The following is a 22,536-nucleotide window of genomic DNA, read 5'->3' as shown; positions in this document are numbered from 1 at the left end:
AGAACGAGCCGTGACCCTGGATTGCTGCGAAACGCTGTCGCCCCACGAACAACGGATCAAGGACCGAATCGACGGGAAGGAGGATCGCTTTCGCCAGTCCCACTCCCGGGCGTTCACCATCCTGGACGAATTCGAGGCAAGCCGCCCCTCGATCGACGTCGAGCGGGCTCTTTATTTCACCCAGTCGTTCAAGGAGACCGAGGGGCAGCCCCTGGTCCTGCGCTGGGCGAAGGCCCTGCAGCACATCGCCGCCAATATCACCGTCTATATCGACGACCACCAGTTGCTGGCCGGCCGCGTGGGAAAACCCGGACGCTACGGAATCCTTTATCCGGAACTGGACGGAGACTTCCTCGACCAGGCTGTGGCCGAACTGCCCCATCGGGTGGGAGCGCCTTTCGGCATCACCGCCGACGAGGTGCAAATCGTCGTCGAGGAAATCGCCCCCTACTGGAAGGGGAAAACCTACCACGAGGCGCTGAACGCCGCCCTGCCGCCCGATATCCACAAGCTGACCTATGACGACCCGGAAGGACTGATCTCACGGTTCATCGTCAACGAAACCTCGTCCTTCCGATCCTCGATCCAATGGGTGCACGACTACGAGAAGGTCCTGACGCGGGGATTCGGCGACATCCGTCACGAGGCGGAGGCACGCCTGGCGGCGCTCGACCCCTTGAGCCCCCGGGACGAGGTGGAAAAGAAGCCGTTCCTGCAGGCGGTGGTCATCATTGCCGACGCCATCGTCCATTGGGCCCAGCGCCACGCCGCCCTGGCCCGCGAACAGGCCCTGGCCGAATCCGATCCGCAAAGACGTAAGGAACTGCTGGAGTTGGCCGAGATCTGCGAATGGGTGCCGGAACGGCCGGCGCGCAGCTTTCAGGAGGCGGTGCAGAGCCAGTGGTTCACCCAGATGTTCTCCAGGCTGGAACAAAAGACAGGAACCATCATTTCGAACGGCCGGATGGACCAGTATCTCTATCCCTATTTCAAGGCCGATATCGAAAGGGGTGTCCTGACCGAGGATCGGGCGCTGGAACTGATCGAATGCATGTGGGTGGGGCTGGCCCAATTCGTCGATCTCTACATTTCGCCGGCCGGCGGCGCCTTCAACGAAGGCTATGCCCACTGGGAGGCGGTCACCATCGGCGGCCAGACCCGTGACGGACGCGACGCCACCAACGAGCTCTCCTATCTGTTCCTCAAGTCAAAACGGGAATTTCCCCTGCATTACCCGGATCTGGCGGCCCGCATCCACTCCCGCTCGCCCCAGCGCTTCCTGTGGGAAGTCGCCGAAACCATCAAGGAGGGATCGGGTTTTCCCAAGCTGATCAACGACGAGGAGGTGGTGCCGCTTTACGTATCGAAAGGCGCGACCTTCGAAGAGGCCTACGACTACGCCGTCTCCGGCTGCTCGGAAGCCCGCATGCCTAACCGCGACACCTATACCTCGGGCGGAGCCTATGTGAATTTCGCCGCCGCCCTGGAAATGACCCTGTTCAACGGCCGCATGTTGAAATACGGCGATCGCCCGCTGGGACTGGAAACCGGTGATCCCGCCACATTCGAAACCTGGGAGGAACTGTGGGAGGCCTACAAGCGCCAGCAGCTCTTGTTCTGCAAGGCGGCGTTCACCCAGCAGCATATCGTCTGCGCCTTGCGCGCACGCCATTTCGCCCAGCCCATGGGATCGGCCCTGCATGATCTCTGCATGAAGCATTGCCTCGATTTGCATACGCCGCAGATCCCCGACGGCATCAACCTCGGCTACTTCGAATGCATCGGCTTCGGCACCGTGGTCGATTCGCTCGCCGCGATCAAGAAGCTGGTCTTCGAGGACAAAAAGGTCTCGACGACGGAGCTGATCGAGGCGCTGAAGACCGACTTCGAAGGCAGGGAACCTTTGCGCCGCCTGCTGAGGTCGGCGCCCTGCTACGGTAACAACGATCCTTACGCAGACCGGATCGCCCTCGACATCGATCGCGTCTTCGTCGATTACGCCCGGAAATATTCACGGGAACTGGGGATCCACAACGACATCCGCTATGTCCCCTTCACCTCGCACGTCCCCTTCGGAAAAGTGGTCAGCGCCACCCCCAACGGGCGCAAGGCCTTCACCCCGCTTTCGGATGGCTCCTCGGCGTCCCACGGGGCCGACGTCAATGGTCCCACCGCCATCCTGCTGTCCAACTACGAGACGAAAAACCATGGCTTCCGCGAAAGAGCGGCGCGACTCTTGAATATCAAATTCACCCCCAAATGCCTGGAGGGAACCGAGGGGACCCGCAAACTGGTGTCTCTGATCCGAACCTTCTGCGATCTCAAGCTCTGGCATGTGCAATTCAATGTGGTGAACAGGGAGACCCTGCTGGCGGCCCAGCGCGAGCCGGAGAAATACCGAAGCCTGATCGTGCGGATCGCCGGCTACAGCGCCTATTTCGTCGATCTGTCACCCGATTTGCAGAACGACCTGATCGCCCGCACGGCCCACGACACCTTGTGAAGAATGGATATGGACCAGCCCGACCGCGAGGAAAGCGGCGTCGTCTTCAACATCCAGCGCTATTCGGTGCATGACGGGCAGGGCATCCGGACCGTCGTGTTCCTGAAAGGCTGCCCATTGCGGTGCCGATGGTGCAGCAATCCGGAATCGCAGGGGCCGCATCCCGAACTGGCCCGGAATGCCGGACGATGCCTCGGCGTCGAGATCTGCGATTACTGCAAGGAGATCTGCGCGAATGGGGCGCTCGGCCTCCCTGAAGCCGGCGCCCCCGTGGTGGACCGGGGGATTTGCCGCGACTGCATGGCCTGTGCCGCCACCTGTCCGGCGCAAGCCATGCAGCCTTACGGCTCGGTGCGGACGGCGCGCCAGGTCCTCGACGCCGTCGAAAAGGATTCTCCGTTCTATTCCCGCTCGGAGGGCGGCATGACCCTGTCGGGGGGAGAACCGCTGACGCAACCGGCATTCGCCCTCGCCCTGCTGCGGGAGGCCGCGCGCCGGCATGTGGATTGCGCCATGGAAACCTGCGGCCATGTCTCCTGGACCGCCCTGTCCCGGGCCTGCGGGTTGTTGCGGGAATTGTTCTTCGATCTCAAGGTGATGGACCCGGTGAAGCACAAGGAGCAGACCGGCGTGGACAACCGGCTGATCACCGATAATCTGCGCCGGCTGCTGACGGAGTTTCCCCGGCTGGCCGTCCGGGTCCGTACCCCGGTCATTCCGGGGGTCAACGACAGCCGGGACGACATTGCCGCCATCCTCGACTTCATCCGGCCATTTCCGCACGTCACCTACGAACTTCTGCCCTATCATCGTCTGGGAGCGCAGAAATACGCCTTCCTCGACCGGGACTTCCCGATGGGCGATGCCCGGCTGGACAACCGGAAATTCGAGGAACTGCGGAATTTCGCCGCCGGCAATCGGCAAGCGGAGTAAGCGCCCGTTGATAAATTATCGAATCAACGGGCGCTTAAGCCCGAGCGGCGCTTCTCGCCCGCCACAGCGGAGCGTAGGCGTCATATGCTCGTTCAGACGCGGCCTCGCCCGGAATTACTCTCCATCATGGATAAGCCCCCGCAGTTGGCGTTTGAGGGCCAGATAATCGGGATCGTCCTCGTCACGCGGACGGTCGAGACGGATCGGGACCACCTGCTTGATCCGCCCCGGACGGCTGCTTAAGACCACCACATAGTCGGCCAGCAGAATCGCCTCGTCGATGGAATGGGTGACGAGCATCACCGTCTTCGGTTCCCGCCGCCAGATGCGAACCAGTTCGTTCTGCATGGAACGGCGGTTCTGGTCGTCCAGCGCGGCGAACGGCTCATCCATCAGAAGAACTCGCGGACTGACCGCCAGCGCCCGGGCAATGGCGACGCGCTGGCGCATGCCGCCCGACAACTCGTCGGGATAACGGTCGGCGAAACCGGAAAGGCCGACCAGATCGACATGGTGGTCGATGATCTCGGTACGCTCCGCTGCGGGAACCTTCTTCATTTCCAGCCCGAAGGCGATGTTTTCGCGCACCGTCGCCCAGGGAAACAACGCGTAGTCCTGGAAGATCATCGTGCGGTCCCATCCCGGACCGGCGACGGCCCTGCCATCCAGGGAGATCGCCCCGCCGGTCGGGGTTTCGAAACCCGCGACCATATTGAGCAGGGTGGTCTTGCCGCAACCGGAATGACCGAGGATGGCGCAGAACTCCCCATCGGCGATGTCGAACGTCACATTGGCCAGGGCGGTGACGGGGGCGCCTCGATCGTCATAGACCTTGCTGACGCCATTGAAAGAAAGATGACCCATGGCTACCCCCGTAACTCGCGAGACCAGGGAAGCAGCCCTCGGGCCAAACGCCGCAGGGCGAGATCGATGATCAGACCGGTAATGCCGATGGCCAGCATGCCCACGATCACGATGTCGGTGCGCAGCAGCGAACGCGCATCGTTGATCAGGAAGCCCAAGCCGGAATTGGCCCCCACCAGTTCCGCCGCCACCAGGGCCATCCATCCGAAGCCCAGGCCGACCCTGAGGCCGATGACGATCTGCGGCAAGGCCGCCTTCAGAACCACCCGGCGCAACAGCGCCGCCTGCCCCGCCCCCAGCGAGCGCGCGGCGCGGATCAGATTGCGGTCGACCTGGCGCACCCCGGCCACGGTGTTCAGCAGGATGGGGAACACCATGCCGAGAAAGATGATGAATTCGTTCTGCACATCGCCCAGGCCAAACCACAGGATGCTGAGCGGTATCCAAGCCAGGGGCGGGATCGGACGCAGGATTTCGAACACGGGATAAAGCTGTTCGTGCAGACCGCGCCACCATCCCATGCCGATGCCGACAGGCACGGCCACCAGCGCCAACAGGAAGGCGATGGCCTCGCGCCTGAGGCTATCGGCCAGATGGTGCAGCAACTCACCCGTGGCGATCATCTTTCCGGCGGTGAGCAGAAGGACCGACGGACTGGGCAATAGGATGGAGAACTGCGGGTCGAGAACGGGCAGCCAGAAACGACAGACGAGCTCCCAGGCGGCGACCAGGGTCGCCAGAAAGGCGAACGGCCGCAACCGCCGCCCGAAGGCGGCGGTGCGGGTGACCGGCGGGGCCATCGGGATGGTCGCCTCGGCTATGGCTGCGCTTCTCACGGCTGATAGCTCGTTCCGCCAAAGCTCCAGGGCTTGACCAGATCGCCCTTTTCGGGGAACGGCTGCGGTCCCTTGGCCGTGGTCTGATTGAAGTAGGCCGGATAGGGAACGGTTCCGATCACCCCGGTCCAACCTTCCGGCAGGAATACGGGACGTTCCGGCACCTTCCACCCCAGCTTCCGAGCCGTATTGGCGGCAAAATCCGGAGCATAGGTCGCCGCATATTCCTCCTCGCCGATATCGCGGGTCAGGCGATTGCGGTCCTTCAACCAGGCACGGACGCGACGATCCTCCGCCGCCCAGAATTTCGGCAACGGAATCAATGCCGTCGGCTTGAAGAGGTTGTTGTTGTTGGCGATCTGCGCCGCCAGGAAGGCATCGTCAAGCGTCTTCAGCGCGGGATCCTGCTTCAACAGCTCCACAGCCTCGGTGGGCTTGAGACGCAACCACAGGGCCGCTTCGACGAAGGCGTCAGTGATCGCCTGCACCACGTCGGGGGCGTTGTCGATCAACTCCTGCCGGACGAAACCGATTCCCTCGTAAATGCTGTAAGCGTGGCTGGAATCGATCAGGCGCCCGGTCTTGCGGGAATCTGTCAACAGGGACAGGGTATGATCCCACGGGACGACGGCGGCAACGCCCTTGGGCAATTGCAGCTGCTCGGACAAGGGGATGTTCTTGAGGATGACGTCCTTGCCGATCTCAAGCCCGTTGGCGACGGCGGCGGCCTGGAAATAGAATTCCGCGGACGATCCTGTAACGATACCGATGGTGTGCGGCGTCGCCGCGCCTTTCAGATCCTTCAGCGTCTTGAAGGGGCTGTCGTTGGGCACCACCACGCCGTGGGTCAGCAGGGAATAGTTGATGATACCCTTGGCCGGCACCTTGCGATCGATCAGGGAAAGATAGGGAAAATTGCCGGTGCCGCCGACCTGGATCCGCCCGGCGGTGAAAGCTTCGATCAGCGGCGGACCGGCCTCGAACGCCACGAATTTGGCGTCCAGACCGCGCTTCTGCAGCAATTGCTGACGATCGGCGACGATATTGAGCGCGTTGTGCCCCGTCCACGGCGGCTGATAGCCGAGGGACAGCGGCCACCAGCCCTTTTCCTTGAGCCAGGCGATAGACTTCTCGGAAATGTGCTCATAGGGAAGCGGCCACCCCCATTCGGCGGTTTGTTCGGCGGCCAGGGCCCATTCCCCGAAAGACATCGAAACGGCTGCCGCCGCGACTCCGGCCAACAAGGCCCGACGGCTCAATCTGATTCCGGACATCTGTTCTCCAGGAAAAAAATGTTATCCACATGAAATTCTACATCAAATCAATAAACTATCGAGAGAGAATTGATGGAAATTTTTGTAGATATGAAAATTAAACAACTAATAGGTGTTGTTTTTCGATCAAGAACGACCGGCCCTTGTCGCCGAACCCGGTCTGCAAGAGCCCGCGACTGATCCCGCTGGAGTGAGAGGCGAGAGCGCCTCGCCTCCCTCGTCCCTGTCCGCTCAGACCTTCCTGATCTCGAAGTGATCGAATCCGGCCGTCTTGGCGAGACGATCGTAACGCCGATCCATGAGATCGGGTTGGAAGGCGGGGTCGCCGGCCGGCACCTCCAGCACCAGCACATCGCCGTCGCCGAACAGCCGGGTCGTCCGCAACAACCCCGGCACGCCACCGGAAATGGAATGACCGAGCCTGAGCGCCAGCCCGATGATCCGGGCGCGACGCTGCTCCTCCTCGGAGAGCAGGTTGCGGGCGTCAGCCGCCTCCGGCAGGTCGCCGTCACCCTCGTAGCGGGCATGGATGGCCAAGGCCAGGGCGGCGCGATCCTGATGGCCGAGGCCCATGAAGGGCAGACGGAAAACCCTGAGGAAGGCCTGCTCGGCCCGATAGTCGGGATGCTCGTTCCAGAACACGTCGCCCAACAGGCAGGCCGCGTAGCGCAGCCGGCCCTGGCTCTCCGTTTCGTTGCGAAACAGCGCCGCCATCCATTCCAGCATCTCTTCGCCATGCTCGGGAAAGCGTCCCGCCGTCTGCGCCATGTCGGAACAGGAGGCGATCAGGGGATCCTGCCACTGCACGTCGGGCGGCAGGCGTTTGTAGAACTGCCCCTCGCGCATGCCGTAGACCGAGAAGATCAGCCGGGATGGCCTGGCATATTCGATCACCTTTTCAAGGAGCAAAGCCGCCACCGGCAGATGCGGGACCCGCTTCTTGGAGAGACCGGGGATCTTTTCGAGGGATTTCCGGCTCTGGTTGGAGATCAGTTCGATCAGACGCAGCGATTCGTTTCGTTCCAGACTGTAATTGTCGAGAACGTGCAAGGGATGGCCGGTCTGCGCCAGACAAAGCCTGGCCAGGGCTCGCCAGGCCCCGCCGACGGCGTAAAGCGGCCGGTCCTTGGCCCATTGCCACCAATCGATATTGCGGAACTGCTTTTCGATGAGGTCCTCGGCCCGGCTCCGCACATTTCCCGACGCCTCGGAAAGACGCAGGACCCCGAGCGGCATGGTGGCATGCGGTCCGGCGAAACGCCCATGGTCGAGGGCCACCAGTTCCAGGCTGCCGCCCCCCAGGTCGGCGACCATCCCATCGGCCTGGGGCGCGCTGCACAGCACGCCCATGGCCGCCAGATGAGCCTCCTCCTCGCCGGTCAGGACGGTGACCGGAGCACCGCACCGCCGCTCGACGGCGGCGACGAACTCGGCGCCGTCGAGCGCGTCGCGGACCGCGGCGGTGGCCAGGATATCCAGGACATCCACCGCCATCGCCCGAGCCAGCCGAACGAACCGGGCCAAAACGCCGATGGCCTCCTCCGCCCCTTGGGGATTGAGCCTGCCGCTTTGCCCGAGCCCCTGGCCCAGGGCGCAGACCGCCTTTTCATTGAAGAGGGCGACGGGTGTCCTGATCCGCCCGTCATAGACGACCAGACGGATGGAATTCGAGCCGATATCGATGATGGCCAGATGCCGATGGGCCGCGTTTCCGGCCGGAACGATCGTTGCGACCATCGTTTAAGCGAGACCTCTCAAGACCAGCTTGGGCAAGGGGCGCCCGCGTTCCAAGGCGCTGCCCCGTCCGGACAGGCTGGGATTGGTCATGAAATAGGTATGCGCGCTGAACGGCTTTTCATCGGACGGCGGCGTGACGCGAACGTAATTGCCGTCCGGGCCCAAGACCCAGCTTTGCACATTGTCCTTCAGATTGGCCGCCATGATCTGCTCGAGGATTTGGCGTTGCACCGTCGGATTTTCGATCGGCACCAGCGATTCGACGCGCCAATCCATATTGCGGGTCATCCAATCGGCCGAGGAAATGTAAATCTTGGCATGCCGGGACGGCAACCGATGGCCGTTGCCGAAGCAGACGACGCGGCCATGTTCGAGGAACCGTCCGACGATGCTCTTGACCCGGATGTTTTCCGACAGTCCGGCCACCCCCGGCCGCAGGCAGCAAATGCCGCGGATGACCAGGTCGATCGGCACGCCGGCCTGCGAGGCTCGATAAAGCGCATCGATCAATTTGGAATCGACCAGGGAATTCATTTTGGCCCAAATGGCGGCCGGCCGGCCGGCCTTGGCGTTTTCGATTTCCGCGTCGATGCATGCCAACAGGCGGTCGCGGAGCATCAGGGGGGCGATGGCCAGCTTTTCCATCTTTTCCGGCCGGGCGTAACCGGTCATGAAATTGAAAGTTCGGTTGGCGTCGCGGCAAAGCGCCGGATCGGTGGTGAAAAAGCTCAGATCCGTGTAGATCTTCGCAGTGATCGGATGGTAATTGCCGGTCCCGAAATGCACATAGGACCGCAAGCCCCCCCCCTCGCGACGCACCACCAGCGAGATCTTGGCATGCGTCTTCAGTTCGAGGAAACCGTAGACCACCTGAGCCCCGGCCCGCTCCAGATCGCGAGCCCAGCCGATATTGGCCTCCTCGTCGAAACGGGCCTTCAACTCGATCATCGCGGTGACCGATTTCCCCATCTCGGCCGCCTCGACCAGGGCCTTGACGATGGGACTGTCCTTGCTGGTGCGATAAAGGGTCTGCTTGATCGCCACCACGTTCGGATCCCGCGCCGCCTGGCGAAGGAATTGCACCACCACGTCGAAGCTTTCGAAGGGATGGTGGACCAGGATGTCCTTTTTGTTGATGGCGGCGAAGCAATCGCCTCCGAAATCGCGGACCCGTTCGGGAAAGCGGGCATTGTAGGGCGGGAACTGAAGGTCGGGACGCTCATCGATGATGAGTTGCTTGATGTCGACGGTACCGATCAGGCCGTCCAGCGGGAAGACGTCGGACGGAACCAGTTGCATGTCCTGCATGATCAGGGCAAGCAGATCCTCCGGCATGCTTCCGTTCACCGTCAGGCGGATGCAATGCCCACGGCGGCGGCGCTTCAAGGCCGATTCGAAAACGCGCACCAGATCCTCGGCCTCCTCGTCGATTTCCATTTCGGAATCGCGAATGACGCGGAACACGCCAAGACCATCGACCCGGAAGCCGGGGAAGAGCCGGTCGAGGAACAACCCGACCATGTCTTCGATGGGCAGGAACCGGATATCGTCTCCCGGCAGACGGACGAAACGCTGGATCTGATGCGGCAGCGGCAGCAAGGCGCGCATCACCTCACCGTCGTCCAGACGGGTAAGATGCAGCACCATGGCGAAGCCGAGATTGGGAATGAAGGGGAACGGATGGGCCGGATCGACCGCCAGCGGCGTCAGCACCGGAAAGACATGCTCCATGAACCGGGTGTCGAGCCACTTGCGGTCGACCCGGGTCAATTCCGAAATATCGATCACGGCGATTCCGTTGGTGCGCAATTCGCCGCGCAGCCCGCGCCAGCAATCCTGCTGCTTGTCGAGCAGCAAACCGGCCTCCCTGTTGATCGCCACCAGTTGCTGGGCCGGCGTCAGACCGTCCTGGCTCGCATTGATGACGCCGTTTTCCACCTGCCCCTTGAGGCCGGCGACGCGGACCATATAGAATTCATCGAGATTGGCCGCCGAGATGGACAGGAACCGCACCCGCTCCAACAAGGGATGGTTCAGATTGTCGGCTTCCTCCAAAACCCGCGTATTGAAGGACAGCCAGGACAGCTCGCGATTGATGAAGCGCTCCGTGTCGTGCATGCCGATCGGCCGGGGGGCCAAAGTCTCCACCGGGGTTTCCGGGGCTGTTTCCACAAATTCGGTATCGTTCACCAGGGCTCTCCCGTCCGGGACATAGTTTCGCCTTGCTCATTTATATATGCTTGGAACGTCGATGTCATGGAGAGGCCCGATCTGTCATCCGCACTTAACAAAAAACAGCAGAAGGTTTGGTCCATGAAGCTGATCCATCTCCTTCGCCATGCGAAATCCAGTTGGGACGACCCCGATATCGACGATTTCGAACGACCGCTCAACAAACGCGGCCATAAAACCGCGGTCTTGCTGGCCGACTATTTCCGCCGGCAGCGGATCCGGCCCGACATCGTGCTCTGCTCGCCCGCGAAACGGACCCGCCAGACGCTCGATGCGCTCCGGGCGTCGTTCCACGACGTCCCCGTGACTTGCGATCGGCGGCTTTACGATGCCGCGCCGATGACGTTGCACGCCCTGCTGGCCGAACTTCCCCGACGATGCCTGTCGGTCCTGCTGATCGGGCATAATCCCGGATTGCAGCAATTGGCCCTCGCCCTCAGCGATCCGGGACGGGAAAATCCGGAAAGACCACGGCTGGCCGAGAAATTTCCCACCGGCGGACTGGTCAGCCTGTCCGCTCCGATCGAGGAGTGGCCCCTCCTGAAGGATGGGACCTGCACCCTCGAAGCCTTCATCCGCCCCCGGGATCTCGACCCTGCCGAATGAGGGCGGCTTACTCCTCGCCCAGAGGCTCCGCATGGACGACCACACGGCCGACGTCGGGGATTTTTTCGCGAATCCGCTGCTCGACGATGGCGGTCGCGCGATGGGCCACGCGCACCGGCGTCGTCGGATCGAACAGACAGTGTAAAGAGATATAAAGTCCATCCTCGCCATGCCGGATATGGACGCCGTGCGCCTCCTCGACCGCCTCGACCGCCTCGGAAACCCGAATGACCTCGGCCTCCAGACGCCTGTGCTCCCCGGCCGCGATGGGCTGGCCGGTCAGCATGGAGACCCGCTTCGGATCGATGTGCGTCTCGACCAACACATCGTCGCCCAGTTCCTCGCGGACGGCCTGCTCGGCGCCGCTTGCCACATCATGGGCGTCGTGAATGTTCATCGTCTCGTCGAGCTCGATGTCGAAACTGACGTGACGGCGTCCCTCCAACGCCTCGACGACGATGTCGTGCACCATCACCTGGCGCTTGTTGGCGATGACCCGCACCGTATCGATGATCGATTCGTCGTCGAGGGCCAGCGGCTCGGCCTTCACGAAGGCGTCCGTCCCCGGCATCCGCCCGGCGATCGCGAGGGAGAGCGTGTCGCAGACGTCCTGTACCCGGGCCAGCGGCGTGCTGCGCCCGACACGGATCAAAACCTCGACATAGGTGGTGGTTCCCGCCGGCCGCGCCCGCACCCGATCGACCCTGGCGATATCGTCGATGGTCGCGGCGATCCTCTCGACCTCGGCGGCCACCCCTTCGGGCGCCGTATCGATCAGAACCTCGATGGTCCGCTTGCCGAGGCGGTAGCCGACATGCAGGACGAACAGCGACACGCCGATGGCGGCGATGGCGTCGCCCTTGGTGAAGCCGGCGGCCACGCATCCCAAGCCGACCAGCACCACCGCCGAAGACAGGATATCCGAACTGAAATGCAACGCGTCGGCTTCCAGGGCCTGGCTCCGCGTCGCCTTGGCCACCTTCATCAAGGCGCGCGAACGGGTGAAGTCCACGGCCATGGAGACCAGGACCACGGCGATCGAATACCAGGTGACCTCGACCCGGGCTTCGGCCGAAAGCAGACGGATCACCGCCTCGCGGATGATCCAGGCCGACGTCAGGAACAACAGGGCGGTTTCGGCCAGAGCCGAGACGCTTTCGATCTTGCCGTGACCGTAGGGATGGCGGCTGTCGGCCGGTTGGTCGCTGACCCGGACGGCAAAATAAGTCAGGCCGGCCGCCCCCAGATCGAGCAATGAATGGGCCGCTTCGGAAAGAATGCCGAGACTGCCGGTCAACAGGCCGACCACCAGTTTGATCAATGTCAGGAAGGCACTGGCCCAAACCGAGTTGAGAGCCGCCGATTTCTTGGCGTGGACATCGGTCATGAGTTCTCTCCATCGGCGGAAGTGGCGGCCATCACCACCCGCGCCAGGGCCACGCTGATCTCGCGGCGCTGCGCCAACGCGGCCTCGTCGATGGCCGCCACCAGGGCGCGTGCCGCCGCGAAGGACCGCTCCATGCGCGGCAGGATGAAAGCCAGGACATCCGGGCCGACGCGCAATTGACGATCGGAAAACAATTTCACCAGCAATGCTTCGAGCAAATCGTCCTCGGGCGAGCGAATGGCCGCCACCGGAATGGCCGACAACCGCGACCGCAAATCCGGCAACGCGATTTTCCAGCGGGCCGGCGCGTCGCGGCCGGTCAACAGCAGAAATCCGCGATTTTCCCGCAGCAGATTGAACAGATGGAAAAGCGCCGCCTCATCGACGCCCCGGTCGGCATCCTCGACCACCACGGACGGATAATCGGCGAGCGTCGGCACGTCGTCCTTGGTCAAGGCCTGTGCCGGCAGCAGGATACCGGCACTGGCTTCGCAGTGGATGTGGGCGAGATGACTTTTCCCGCACCCCGGAGGCCCCCACAGCCCCAAGGCGAAAGACGGCCAGGACGGCCAGCGGGCGATCCAGTCGTGGGCATCGCCGTTGTTGCCGGCGATCAGGAAATCGACCGCGGAAAACCCCGGCTGATGTCCGAAGTCGAAAGGGACCTGCTTCGGCGCCGACGTCACGGGGTGGTTCCTTCGTCCGTCTCGCCGCTGTAGAGCGAACTGTCGAGATAACGGCGCAGGCCGAAGCGGGTCAGCACACCGATGACGGCGGCGACGGGCAGCGCCAGCAGGATCCCCAGAAAACCGAACAACGTCCCGCCGGCCAGCAGGGCGAAAATCACCCAGACCGGATGCAGCCCGATTTTTTCCCCGACCAGTTTCGGGGCCAGGATATTGCCCTCCATCAGATTGCCCACCACGAAGACTCCGGCCACCATGGCCGCCAGAGTCCAGTCCTGAGACTGCGCGATGGCCAGCCCCGTCCCGACGAGAAAGCCCGAGATGGTGCCCAGATAGGGAATGAAGGACCCTAGGCCTGCGGCGAAGCCGACCACCAGCCCCAGATCGAGGCCGACCACCGTCAGGCCGAGGGCGTAGAAGGCTCCCAGAGACAGACAGACCAGCGCCTGGCCGCGGACGAAGCCGGCGAGGATGGTATCGATCTCATGCAATTGCTGGCGAATCGTCTCGGCATGGGCGCGGGGCAGCCAGGAATCGAATCTCTGGGTCACGCCGTGCCAATCACGCAGCAGATAAAACGTCACCACCGGCGTGATGAAGATCAGCGAGAGCAGGTTGACCACCACCAGGGAACCGGTCAGCAACCGCGAAAACATCCCCGCCGCCCAGGTTGCCAAAGTACCAGCGTATTCGCCGCCGGCGGTGCGCAACTGCTCGATATCCTTGGTCGACAAATAGGATTTGGCGGCACGCCACACCGGTTCGCCGCGATTGATCAGTTGATGGACGTAGTTGGGGACGCGGTGCCCGAAACCGATCAACTGGTCTTCGACCAGCGGCCCCACGATGCCGATCAGCAAAACGACGCACAAAAAGAAACTGAGCGTGATGATAACGGTCGCGAAAACCCGCGACAGGCCGAGACGCTCCAGCCGGCGAGCCAGCGGATCCAGCAGATAGGCCACGGCCATGCCGGCGACGAACGGCAACAGCATGCCGCGCAGGAAATATAGCAGCAGACAGCAGACGATCAGGCCGATCAGCCAGAACCACAGCTTGTTTTCCCGCGACATCGCCATTCGCTTCACTCTCTCCACCACAGCAGACGCGGCCACCATGCGACCAGATAGGCCACGGCCGACAGAACCGTGCTCACCGCGACAATGCCGCACAGCGGCCCGACGGCGGCGGCGGGAAACCATCCCAGGCCATGATGGCCGAGAACGACCGCCGCCAGAAGGATCTGCACGAACGTATTGACCTTGCTGATCCGCAGGGGCTCGATCTTCTTTTGGACACCCTGAAAATGCAAGACGGCGGCGAAGACGATCAGCAGCAGGTCTCGCCCGACCACCAGTGAAACCAGCCAAACGCCCAAAAAACCCTGCAAACCCAGCGAAAGATAGATCCCGACCAACAGAACCTTGTCGGCCAGGGCATCCAGGTAGCTGCCGATCACCGACTGCGCTCCGGTCAGACGGGCCAGCGCCCCGTCGACCGCGTCCGTCGCTGCGGCGATGACGAACAGCCAAAAGGCCGGGGCCATCTCCCCCACCCCGATCAGCCAGAAGGCGGCTGGCGCCGCCACCAGCCGCAACAGGGTAATGACGTTCGGCAGATGCCGAAGCGCCTTCACCTGGTCCCGGTATTCGGTCGGCTCGCCACGGGCTGCAAAATCCAATGATCGGAGGCCCAACTCAGCACCAGACCGTTCTGGAGAAACACCGATTCCAATTGCGACTGCTCACCCACGAAATGCAGGACCAGCGCGGCCTCGGTCTTCGACAGGGCCGCCACCTCATAAGACCGCACCGGCGTCGAGCGGGTCAGCTTTTCGCGCACCGACAGCCAATCGTCGAATCCCGCCAGCGGCACCATGACCGGCAGATTGGCCTGTTTGTCGAACTGCAGCATATTGCCGCTCTTCCAGGTGTCGTTGGCGATCTTCGCGATGTCTTCGACGGCACGGTGCAAGACCATCTCCAGGGTCTCGCCGATCTCGCCGTCGTAACTGCGCGATCCCGCCAGAGGCGAGGCGACCGGCCCAGTCCCGGTCAGCACGACATCGACCTTGACCTTGCCGCCATCCTGCCTGATCGGGGTGGCCACCGCCAAAAGAACGTCCTGCGTATTGAATCGCTGCCCGACGGCTGCCAGGGTCTCGGGGGCGCCGGCCGCCGCCTGGGCCGTCGTCACCGTTCCTTCGATCTGCTCGGGTGTGGGCACGCTCAACGGCACCACACCCTGTGCCGCGCCGCTGCGCCAGGCGTCACGCCACGGATTGGGCGATTCCGAAAGTTGCGGGCCGTTGTCGGACTGATAGACCGGCAGCACCACCACCGGACGACCGCGCCATTCCACATAGGCGATATTGGCGCCCCGCAGCAGCCGGCGGATCGCATCGGGTTTGAAACGCACGGACATGGTCGCCAGATAGCGCACGGCGGAGCGCTTCTCCTGATCGATCCCGACGTCGAGCACCGCATTGATGAGATCGGCGTCCGACGGATGCGGTAGCCGGGGCCAATCGGCCGAAGAGGTCAGGCGCTGCATCAAGGTTTCGAAGGCCTGTCGCTGTCCTTCAGCCAAGGCGCGGTCTCGGGCGACGTTGACGTTCTCGGCGGAAATATCGACCGAGACGTTGCGGACCGTGTAGGTATCGGCGGTCTGCGCCACGGCTGGGCCGCAAAACAGGGCGAAAACGGCCCAAAAAAGGACGACGGCGAGGCCCGTCCCTGAATTTTTGCCGGAATTGGGCATGGGAAAAGGTCCCCGATGGGATGGTCTAGGCAGGTTCATAACGCCGGTACCATAGCACGATCGCAAGCGGCGAAAAGCCATTACGACGCCGACCAGAACATCAGGCTTGGCCCGCGCGCGCAGAAAGGAGCATTGAAAACCATCCCGGATCAAGTATCTTCGGGCCGATCAACGCCCTGGCCATCATTCTGCGCCCCTTGCCTGCCAAGGCGTGGCGCAGCCAATCCTGCGAGGAAGCCATTAGCGACGCAAAGAACTCCGATGGTCTGACCTATCGGGATGCCGGTGTCGACATCGACGCCGGCGAAGCTCTGGTCGAAGCCATCAAGCCGCTTGCCAAATCCACCGCCCGTTCCGGCAGCACCGCCGGTCTCGGCGGTTTTGGCGCCCTGTTCGACCTGCGCGAGGCCGGCTTTGCCGACCCCATCCTGGTCGCCACCACCGACGGCGTCGGCACCAAGCTCAAGGTCGCCATCGATGCCGGACGTCATGACACCGTCGGCATCGATCTCGTCGCCATGTGTGTCAACGATCTGGTCGTCCAGGGGGCGGAACCCCTGCTGTTCCTCGATTATTTCGCGACGGCCAAGCTGGACGTGGCGGCCGGCAAGCAGATCGTCGCCGGTATCGCGGAAGGATGCCGCCAGGCCGGCTGCGCGCTGGTCGGCGGCGAAACCGCCGAAATGCCCGGCATGTACGCCAAGGGCGACTACGATTTGGCCGGCTTTTCAGTCGGCGCGGCCGAGCGCGGACGTCTGATCGACGGATCCGCCGTCACCCCGGGCGACGTCGTTCTGGGCCTCGCCTCGACCGGCGTCCATTCCAATGGCTTCTCGCTGGTCCGCAAGGTGGTCGAACGCTCCGGTCTCGCCTATTCGGACCCGGCACCGTTCGCCATCGGCCGCAGCCTGGGCGAAGCCCTGCTGACGCCGACGCGCATCTATGTGAAAAGCTGCATGGCCGCCATCAAGGCCGGCAAGATCAAGGCGCTCGCCCATATCACCGGAGGCGGGCTGGTGGAAAACGTGCCGCGCGTGCTGCCGCCCCGGGCCAAAGCCGAGATCGACGCCAGCAGTTGGCCGCTGCCTCCGGTTTTCGGCTGGCTGAAGGAACAGGCCAAAATCGACGGCCACGAGCTGAGCCGCGTCTTCAATTGCGGAATCGGCATGATCGCGGTGGTCGCCGCCTCCGACGCCGAGGAAACCATGAAGATTCTCTCAGCCCATGGCGAAACGGTCTTCCCCATCGGCTATATCGCGGCCCGACAGGGTGATGAGCCGCAGACCCAGGTACTCAACACGGATCGCGCATGGCCGGACTGAAGGTCGGCGTCCTCATCTCCGGACGCGGCAGCAATCTCCAGTCCCTGCTGACGGCCTGCGCCGCGTCCCATTTTCCGGCACGCGTCGCCCTCGTCATTTCCAACCGCGCCGACGCCGAGGGCTTGCGCCATGCCGGGGATACCGGCGTGACGAGCCTCGTCATCGACCATCGGAATTATCCGGATCGGGAAAGGTTCGACGCGGCGCTCGATCAGGCCTTGCGCGCCGCCGGGATCGAGTTGGTCTGCCTGGCCGGCTTCATGCGGTTGCTGACCCCGGGCTTCGTCACCGCCTGGCAAGGGCGGCTGATCAATATCCATCCGTCGCTGCTGCCCAGCTTCAAAGGGATGCACACCCATCGTCAGGCCCTCGCGGCGGGGGTCCGCATCCACGGTTGCACGGTGCATTTCGTCACCGCCGATCTCGATGCCGGGCCGATCATCGCGCAGGCGGCGGTTCCCGTCGGCGCCAATGATGACGAGGAGAGCCTGGCCGCACGGGTATTGGAAGCGGAACATCGCCTTTATCCGCTGGCGCTGTCGATGTTGGCCTCCGGGCGGGCGCGCCTCGACGGCGATCGGGTCATCCTGAGCGATACCTTCCCCACGGGACAGGAGATGCTGATGGAACCTCATGGCCTGTCCGGCGTCTGACCCCGCGTGACTTTGGAAAAAAGAAAGGGACCCGCCGGCATGCGAATGCCGGCCCGTTCGGGTCGCACAGGAGTCCCTTCCCGACCCCCGCAACCCACACCTTGAAAGCGACCCGGCCTACTCCTCGGCGCCGGCCTCGATCGCGTCATCCTCCTCAAGGGCGATCGGCACCCCCGGTTGCAACTTTGACGTCCGGATCGCCAGGGCCGACTTGACGTGGCTGATATTGGGCGCCGCCGTCAGTTTGCTGGTCAGGAAACGCTGATAGGCATCCCAGTTGGCCGCCACGATCTTCAGCAGGAAATCGGTCTCCCCGGCCAGCATGTGGCATTCGCGAACCTCCGGCCAGCCCTGAACCAGTTCCTCGAACGCCTTCAGATCGCTTTCCGCCTGGCTGGAAAGGCCGACATGGGCGAACACGGTGACGTTGAAACCCAGTGCGACGGCATCGACATTGGCATGGTAGCCCCTGATGAAACCGGCTTCCTCAAGCGCACGCACGCGCCGCAGGCAGGGTGGCGCCGAAATCCCTGCCCGTCGGGCCAGATCGACGTTGGTCATACGGCCATCGCTCTGCAAATCGTGCAGAATGTGCCGATCGATGCGGTCAAGCTTGACCCGCTGCATATCTTCTATAACTCCAATATTCGACGCATTTGAGCAATTATATTACAGAGCCCACCCCACCCCGCCAAGGCTCAATCTCATAGGGGAGCCGGACCGGGATGGGGAACCGGCGGGCGGCAAGGTAGCCACCCTTTCCGAAGACGCAACATTGCATTTTAAAGTCATTGTTTTACCGGCGTCTCGACCAAAGTTTATAATAGTTTAAACTTGTATGGACCACTCATTGTCCCTACATTTTCCCCGTTCCCGTATCCCACGAGGAGTTTGAAGATGACCAATCCCCTTGATTCCGCCATTCCCCACGTTCTGGTCGGCCAAGCCGCCCCCGATTTCACTGCTCCCGCCGTCCTCCCCGACAATGAGATCGATGAGAGCTTCAATCTGAAGACTTATCTGGCCGGATCCTATGGGTTGATTTTCTTCTATCCTCTCGATTTCACCTTTGTCTGCCCGTCCGAAATTCTCGCCCACGACCATCGGATCGCCTCGTTCACCGAGAAGAACGTCAAGGTGATCGGTATTTCCGTCGACAGCCATTTCACCCATCTGGCCTGGAAGAACACGCCGGTGGACAAGGGCGGACTCGGCCATGTGAAGTTCCCGCTGGTCGCCGACCTGACCAAGGACATCGCCCGCTCCTATGGCGTGCTGCTGCCTGGCGGCGTCGCCCTGCGTGGCACCTTCCTGATCGACAGGAGCGGCATCGTGCAGTCGCAGCACGTCAACAACCTGCCGCTTGGCCGCAATGTGGACGAGGCCCTTCGCCTGGTCGACGCCCTGCAGTTCCACGAGGAGCATGGCGAGGTTTGCCCCGCCGGATGGCAGAAGGGCGAAGCCGGCATGACGGCCAGCCCGAAAGGCGTCGCCCAATATCTGGCCGCGCACGCCGAGGCCCTTTGACCGACAAATTCCCGCCACGGCTTTAGGCCGTCTTAATCAATGCTTAGAGCTTGGCGCGATAATTTCGCGCCAAGCTCTAAGGGCACTCTTTCCGCGGCGGGAAGCGTTGCGGCCCTTTTCCTTGGGCCGCCGACATCCTATTGTAACGGCAGATCTCAACTTTTTTCGTCGCGAGGCGTTTTTCATGGCGAGCCATCATTCCAAGGTTCTCATCCTCGGGTCCGGACCTGCCGGCTGCACCGCGGCCATTTACGCGGCACGCGCCAATCTCTCGCCGATTCTGGTGGCCGGCCTGCAACCGGGCGGACAGTTGACCATCACCACCGATGTCGAGAATTTCCCGGGCTTCGCCGAGGCGGTCCAGGGCCCCTGGCTGATGGAGCAGATGCAGGCGCAGGCCGAGCATGTCGGCACCCAATTCCTGCACGACACCATCGTCAGCATCGATCTGTCCAAACGCCCCTTCGTCGCGATCGGCGATTCCGGCGACACCTATTCGGGGGACACCCTGATCATCGCCACCGGCGCCTCGGCCCGCTGGCTGGGCATCGACAGTGAACAGAAGTTCCAGGGCTTCGGCGTTTCCGCCTGCGCCACCTGTGACGGCTTCTTCTTCCGCAAGAAGGAGGTCGCCGTCGTCGGCGGCGGAAATTCGGCGGTGGAAGAGGCGATCTATCTGGCCGGCATCGCCTCCAAGGTGACGCTGATCCACCGCCGCGATTCGCTGCGCGCCGAAAAGATCGGCCAGGACCGGCTGTTCTCCCTGCCCAACGTCTCGGTGCTATGGGACAGCGCCGTCGAGGAAGTCCTCGGCACTGATACGCCCCCCGGCGTCACCGCCCTGCGCATCAAGAACACCAAAACCGGTACCTTGTCGGAATTGCCCGTCGACGGCCTGTTCATCGCCATCGGACATGATCCCAATACCGGCCTCTTCAAAGGCCAGTTGGAGATGGACGACGAGGGTTATCTGAACACCAAGCCCGGCACCACGCAAACCAGCATTCCCGGCGTTTTCGCCGCCGGCGACGTGCAGGACAAGATATTCCGTCAGGCCGTCACCGCGGCGGGCACCGGCTGCATGAGCGCACTGGAAGCGGAACGCTTTCTCACCCACCATGGACAGACGGCCACTGTCGCGGCAGAATAGAAAACTATTTGTGACCTGCCTATCGGGGCCGCACGATAGGCAGGCAATGATAATTCGGCCAGGAAAGATTTATGGACTGGGATAAGCTTAGGGTGTTCCATGCCGTCGCTGAAGCCGGCAGCTTCACCCATGCAGGGGAATCGCTCAATCTCAGCCAGTCGGCGGTCAGCCGTCAGATCAGCGCGCTTGAGGAAAGCCTCAGCGTTCCGCTCTTCCACCGTCATGCCCGCGGCTTGATCCTGACCGAGCAAGGCGAACTGCTGAACCGGACCGCCCGCGACGTCTTTACCAAGCTGGCGATGACGGAAGCGCAATTGTCGGAAAGCCGGGAACGGCCGCGCGGCCCGCTCAAGGTCACCACCACCGTCGCTTTCGGCTCGCTCTGGCTGACCCCGCGAATCCGCGAATTTCTTGATCTTTATCCGGAAATCCAGATGTCCGTCGTCCTCGACGACGGAGAATTGGATCTGGCGATGCGCCAGGCCGACGTGGCGATCCGCCTGATGCCCCCGCGCCAGCCGGATCTGGTGCAGCGCCATCTGATGGATATGCATTACAAGCTTTACGGCACGGCCGACTATTTGAAACGCCACGGGACGCCGAAGACCATCGAGGAATTGGACGATCATCGGATCGTCGTCTATGGCGACGAATCGAAGCCGCCGGTCGACAACATCAACTGGTTGCTGGAGGCCGGCGCCCGTGCCGACGCGCCGCGCCGTCCGGTCCTCAAGGTCAACAACATTTATGGAATCCTGCGCGCCGTGCAGAGTGGCCTGGGGATAGCCGCCCTGCCCGACTATTTCGCGCGCGAAGCCGACGATCTGGTGGAGATCCTGCCCGAGTTGCGGGGCCCCAGCTTCGACGCCTATTTCGTCTACCCCGAGGAACTGCGGCACTCGAAACGAATCGCCGTGTTCCGCGACTTCCTGATCAAGAAGATCGCCGACCAGGAAACGCAAGCGTAATACCAAGTCTCGATGAGGATGACTCTTCGAGACTTGGTCTGGCCCGTTGAGGGCCCGGTGATCGGGTCCGATCACCGGGAGTTGGTATAAGCCGCTTCAAACGGTCTTTTCGGACAAAATCAGTTCGAAATAGCGCGCCGTCTTCTCCAACCCCTCGCGCAGGGGCACCTTGGGCTCCCAGCCCAACTCGCGGCGGGCGAAGGAAATGTCGGGCTGGCGTTGTTTTGGGTCGTCGACCGGCAAAGGCTCGTAAACCAGCTTCGACGGCGATCCGGTGACGTCGATCACCAGTTCGGCCAATTCGCGCATGGTGAATTCCACTGGATTGCCGAGATTCATCGGCCCGGTAATCTCCTTGGGCGTCGCCACCAGGCGGATGAATCCCTCGATCAGGTCGTCGACATAGCAGAAGGACCGGGTCTGATGGCCGTCGCCATAGATGGTGATGTCGCGCCCCTGCAAGGCCTGGACGATGAAATTGGAGACCACCCGCCCGTCGTTGGGGTGCATGCGCGGCCCATAGGTATTGAAGATTCGCGCCACCTTGATGCCGAGCTGGTGCTGCCGGTGGTAGTCGAAGAATAGCGTCTCGGCGCAACGCTTGCCCTCGTCATAGCAACTGCGCGGACCGATCGGATTGACGTTGCCCCAATAGGACTCGACCTGGGGATGGACCGACGGATCGCCATAAACCTCGGAGGTCGAGGCCTGGAAGATGGTCGCCCGGGTCCGCTTGGCCAAGCCCAGCATGTTGATCGCCCCGTGAACGCTGGTCTTGGTCGTCTGCACGGGATCGAACTGGTAATGCACCGGCGAGGCCGGACAGGCCAGATTGTAGATCTGGTCGACCTCGACATAGAGCGGGAAGGTCACGTCGTGACGCATTAGCTCGAACCGGGGATGATCCAGCAGGGAGGCGACATTGGCCCGGCGTCCGGTGAAGAAATTATCGACGCAAAGAACCTCATGGCCGGCCGCAACAAGCCGTTCGCACAGATGCGACCCCAGAAAACCAGCGCCCCCCGTTACGAGAATTCTTTTACCGATCATCGCGTCACCTTGAAAAAGAGGAGGCGAGAGTACGATGCGGATGGAAGC

20 protein-coding genes are annotated in these 22,536 nt (G+C 62.6%); 8 read left to right on the top strand and 12 right to left on the bottom strand.

Annotation, left to right across the window (positions count from 1 at the left end):
- Window positions 1-10 precede the first annotated feature (10 nt).
- On the top strand, window positions 11-2,503 hold the full coding sequence (hpsG, locus tag CWS72_RS13985; protein ID WP_199175685.1) for a (2S)-3-sulfopropanediol dehydratase: 2,493 nt from the start codon (window positions 11-13) through the stop codon (window positions 2,501-2,503).
- 9 nt (window positions 2,504-2,512) lie between these two features.
- A complete protein-coding gene (gene hpsH, locus CWS72_RS13980; RefSeq protein ID WP_101251273.1) occupies window positions 2,513-3,436 on the top strand; it encodes a (2S)-3-sulfopropanediol dehydratase activating enzyme in 924 nt (307 codons plus the stop codon).
- Window positions 3,437-3,550: 114 nt separating this feature from the next.
- Here the strand turns inward: hpsH and CWS72_RS13975 are convergent, their stop codons facing one another.
- From CWS72_RS13975 to CWS72_RS13955, 5 genes are all read right to left on the bottom strand, one after another.
- Entirely contained in the window at window positions 3,551-4,300 is a 750-nt protein-coding gene (locus CWS72_RS13975) for an ABC transporter ATP-binding protein (protein ID WP_101251232.1), read from the bottom strand.
- Between the two features lie 2 nt (window positions 4,301-4,302).
- Window positions 4,303-5,136 (bottom strand): ABC transporter permease, encoded by an 834-nt coding sequence (locus CWS72_RS13970; RefSeq protein ID WP_146002749.1) that lies wholly within the window; start codon window positions 5,134-5,136, stop codon window positions 4,303-4,305.
- Window positions 5,133-6,410, bottom strand: coding sequence for an ABC transporter substrate-binding protein (locus CWS72_RS13965; RefSeq protein WP_101251230.1), 1,278 nt, complete (start codon window positions 6,408-6,410; stop codon window positions 5,133-5,135). The genes CWS72_RS13970 and CWS72_RS13965 overlap by 4 nt, the downstream gene beginning before the upstream one ends.
- Window positions 6,411-6,641: 231 nt before the next feature.
- On the bottom strand, window positions 6,642-8,147 hold the full coding sequence (locus CWS72_RS13960) for a Ppx/GppA family phosphatase (RefSeq protein WP_101251229.1): 1,506 nt from the start codon (window positions 8,145-8,147) through the stop codon (window positions 6,642-6,644).
- 3 nt (window positions 8,148-8,150) lie between these two features.
- Window positions 8,151-10,265, bottom strand: a complete 2,115-nt coding sequence (locus CWS72_RS13955; protein WP_101251272.1) for an RNA degradosome polyphosphate kinase — start codon at window positions 10,263-10,265, stop codon at window positions 8,151-8,153.
- 195 nt (window positions 10,266-10,460) lie between these two features.
- Here CWS72_RS13955 and CWS72_RS13950 point away from each other — a divergent pair, with 195 nt between their 5' ends.
- Window positions 10,461-10,985: a SixA phosphatase family protein gene (locus CWS72_RS13950; RefSeq protein ID WP_158240651.1), complete on the top strand. Its 525-nt coding sequence runs from the start codon at window positions 10,461-10,463 to the stop codon at window positions 10,983-10,985.
- A gap of 7 nt (window positions 10,986-10,992) precedes the next feature.
- On the opposite strand, the gene CWS72_RS13945 is transcribed toward CWS72_RS13950, so the two are convergent.
- The 5 genes from CWS72_RS13945 to CWS72_RS13925 are packed head-to-tail and all read right to left on the bottom strand — an operon-like array spanning window position 10,993 to window position 15,818.
- Window positions 10,993-12,372, bottom strand: coding sequence for a cation diffusion facilitator family transporter (locus CWS72_RS13945; protein ID WP_101251227.1), 1,380 nt, complete (start codon window positions 12,370-12,372; stop codon window positions 10,993-10,995).
- Window positions 12,369-13,058 (bottom strand): P-loop NTPase family protein, encoded by a 690-nt coding sequence (locus tag CWS72_RS13940; RefSeq protein WP_101251226.1) that lies wholly within the window; start codon window positions 13,056-13,058, stop codon window positions 12,369-12,371. The genes CWS72_RS13945 and CWS72_RS13940 overlap by 4 nt, the downstream gene beginning before the upstream one ends.
- Entirely contained in the window at window positions 13,055-14,137 is a 1,083-nt protein-coding gene (locus tag CWS72_RS13935) for an AI-2E family transporter (RefSeq protein WP_338056190.1), read from the bottom strand. The genes CWS72_RS13940 and CWS72_RS13935 overlap by 4 nt, the downstream gene beginning before the upstream one ends.
- Window positions 14,138-14,142: 5 nt before the next feature.
- Window positions 14,143-14,694, bottom strand: a complete 552-nt coding sequence (locus CWS72_RS13930) for a CDP-alcohol phosphatidyltransferase family protein (RefSeq protein ID WP_158240650.1) — start codon at window positions 14,692-14,694, stop codon at window positions 14,143-14,145.
- Complete coding sequence (locus tag CWS72_RS13925) at window positions 14,691-15,818, bottom strand: DUF2066 domain-containing protein (protein ID WP_158240649.1); 1,128 nt, start codon at window positions 15,816-15,818, stop codon at window positions 14,691-14,693. Before CWS72_RS13925 ends, CWS72_RS13930 begins: the two co-directional genes overlap by 4 nt.
- A 266-nt stretch (window positions 15,819-16,084) precedes the next feature.
- Here CWS72_RS13925 and purM point away from each other — a divergent pair, with 266 nt between their 5' ends.
- Together purM and purN are read left to right on the top strand one after the other, a co-directional pair.
- Window positions 16,085-17,140 carry a phosphoribosylformylglycinamidine cyclo-ligase gene (gene purM / locus CWS72_RS13920; protein ID WP_420824066.1) on the top strand — a complete coding sequence of 352 codons (1,056 nt, stop codon included), beginning with the start codon at window positions 16,085-16,087 and terminating at the stop codon, window positions 17,138-17,140.
- A complete protein-coding gene (gene purN, locus CWS72_RS13915) occupies window positions 17,128-17,793 on the top strand; it encodes a phosphoribosylglycinamide formyltransferase (RefSeq protein ID WP_101251223.1) in 666 nt (221 codons plus the stop codon). Before purM ends, purN begins: the two co-directional genes overlap by 13 nt.
- Before the next feature lie 117 nt (window positions 17,794-17,910).
- Here purN and CWS72_RS13910 read toward each other — a convergent pair whose 3' ends face one another.
- Window positions 17,911-18,420 (bottom strand): Lrp/AsnC family transcriptional regulator, encoded by a 510-nt coding sequence (locus tag CWS72_RS13910; protein WP_101251222.1) that lies wholly within the window; start codon window positions 18,418-18,420, stop codon window positions 17,911-17,913.
- Window positions 18,421-18,690: 270 nt separating this feature from the next.
- Between CWS72_RS13910 and CWS72_RS13905 the strand changes: the two genes are divergently transcribed.
- The 3 genes from CWS72_RS13905 to CWS72_RS13895 all read left to right on the top strand — a co-directional run bounded on the left by CWS72_RS13905 (window position 18,691) and on the right by CWS72_RS13895 (window position 21,438).
- Window positions 18,691-19,320 (top strand): peroxiredoxin, encoded by a 630-nt coding sequence (locus CWS72_RS13905; protein ID WP_101251221.1) that lies wholly within the window; start codon window positions 18,691-18,693, stop codon window positions 19,318-19,320.
- 184 nt (window positions 19,321-19,504) lie between these two features.
- Complete coding sequence (gene trxB / locus CWS72_RS13900) at window positions 19,505-20,470, top strand: thioredoxin-disulfide reductase (protein WP_101251220.1); 966 nt, start codon at window positions 19,505-19,507, stop codon at window positions 20,468-20,470.
- 71 nt (window positions 20,471-20,541) lie between these two features.
- Window positions 20,542-21,438, top strand: coding sequence for a LysR family transcriptional regulator (locus CWS72_RS13895; protein ID WP_101251219.1), 897 nt, complete (start codon window positions 20,542-20,544; stop codon window positions 21,436-21,438).
- Window positions 21,439-21,534: 96 nt separating this feature from the next.
- On the opposite strand, the gene CWS72_RS13890 is transcribed toward CWS72_RS13895, so the two are convergent.
- Entirely contained in the window at window positions 21,535-22,488 is a 954-nt protein-coding gene (locus CWS72_RS13890) for a UDP-glucuronic acid decarboxylase family protein (protein WP_101251218.1), read from the bottom strand.
- Window positions 22,489-22,536 lie beyond the last annotated feature (48 nt).

The sequence above is a fragment of the Telmatospirillum siberiense genome (assembly GCF_002845745.1).
GTDB lineage: Bacteria > Pseudomonadota > Alphaproteobacteria > Rhodospirillales > Magnetospirillaceae > Telmatospirillum > Telmatospirillum siberiense.
Note: the sequence above shows the minus strand (reverse complement) of the source record. Positions and strands in the feature narration are given on the sequence as shown.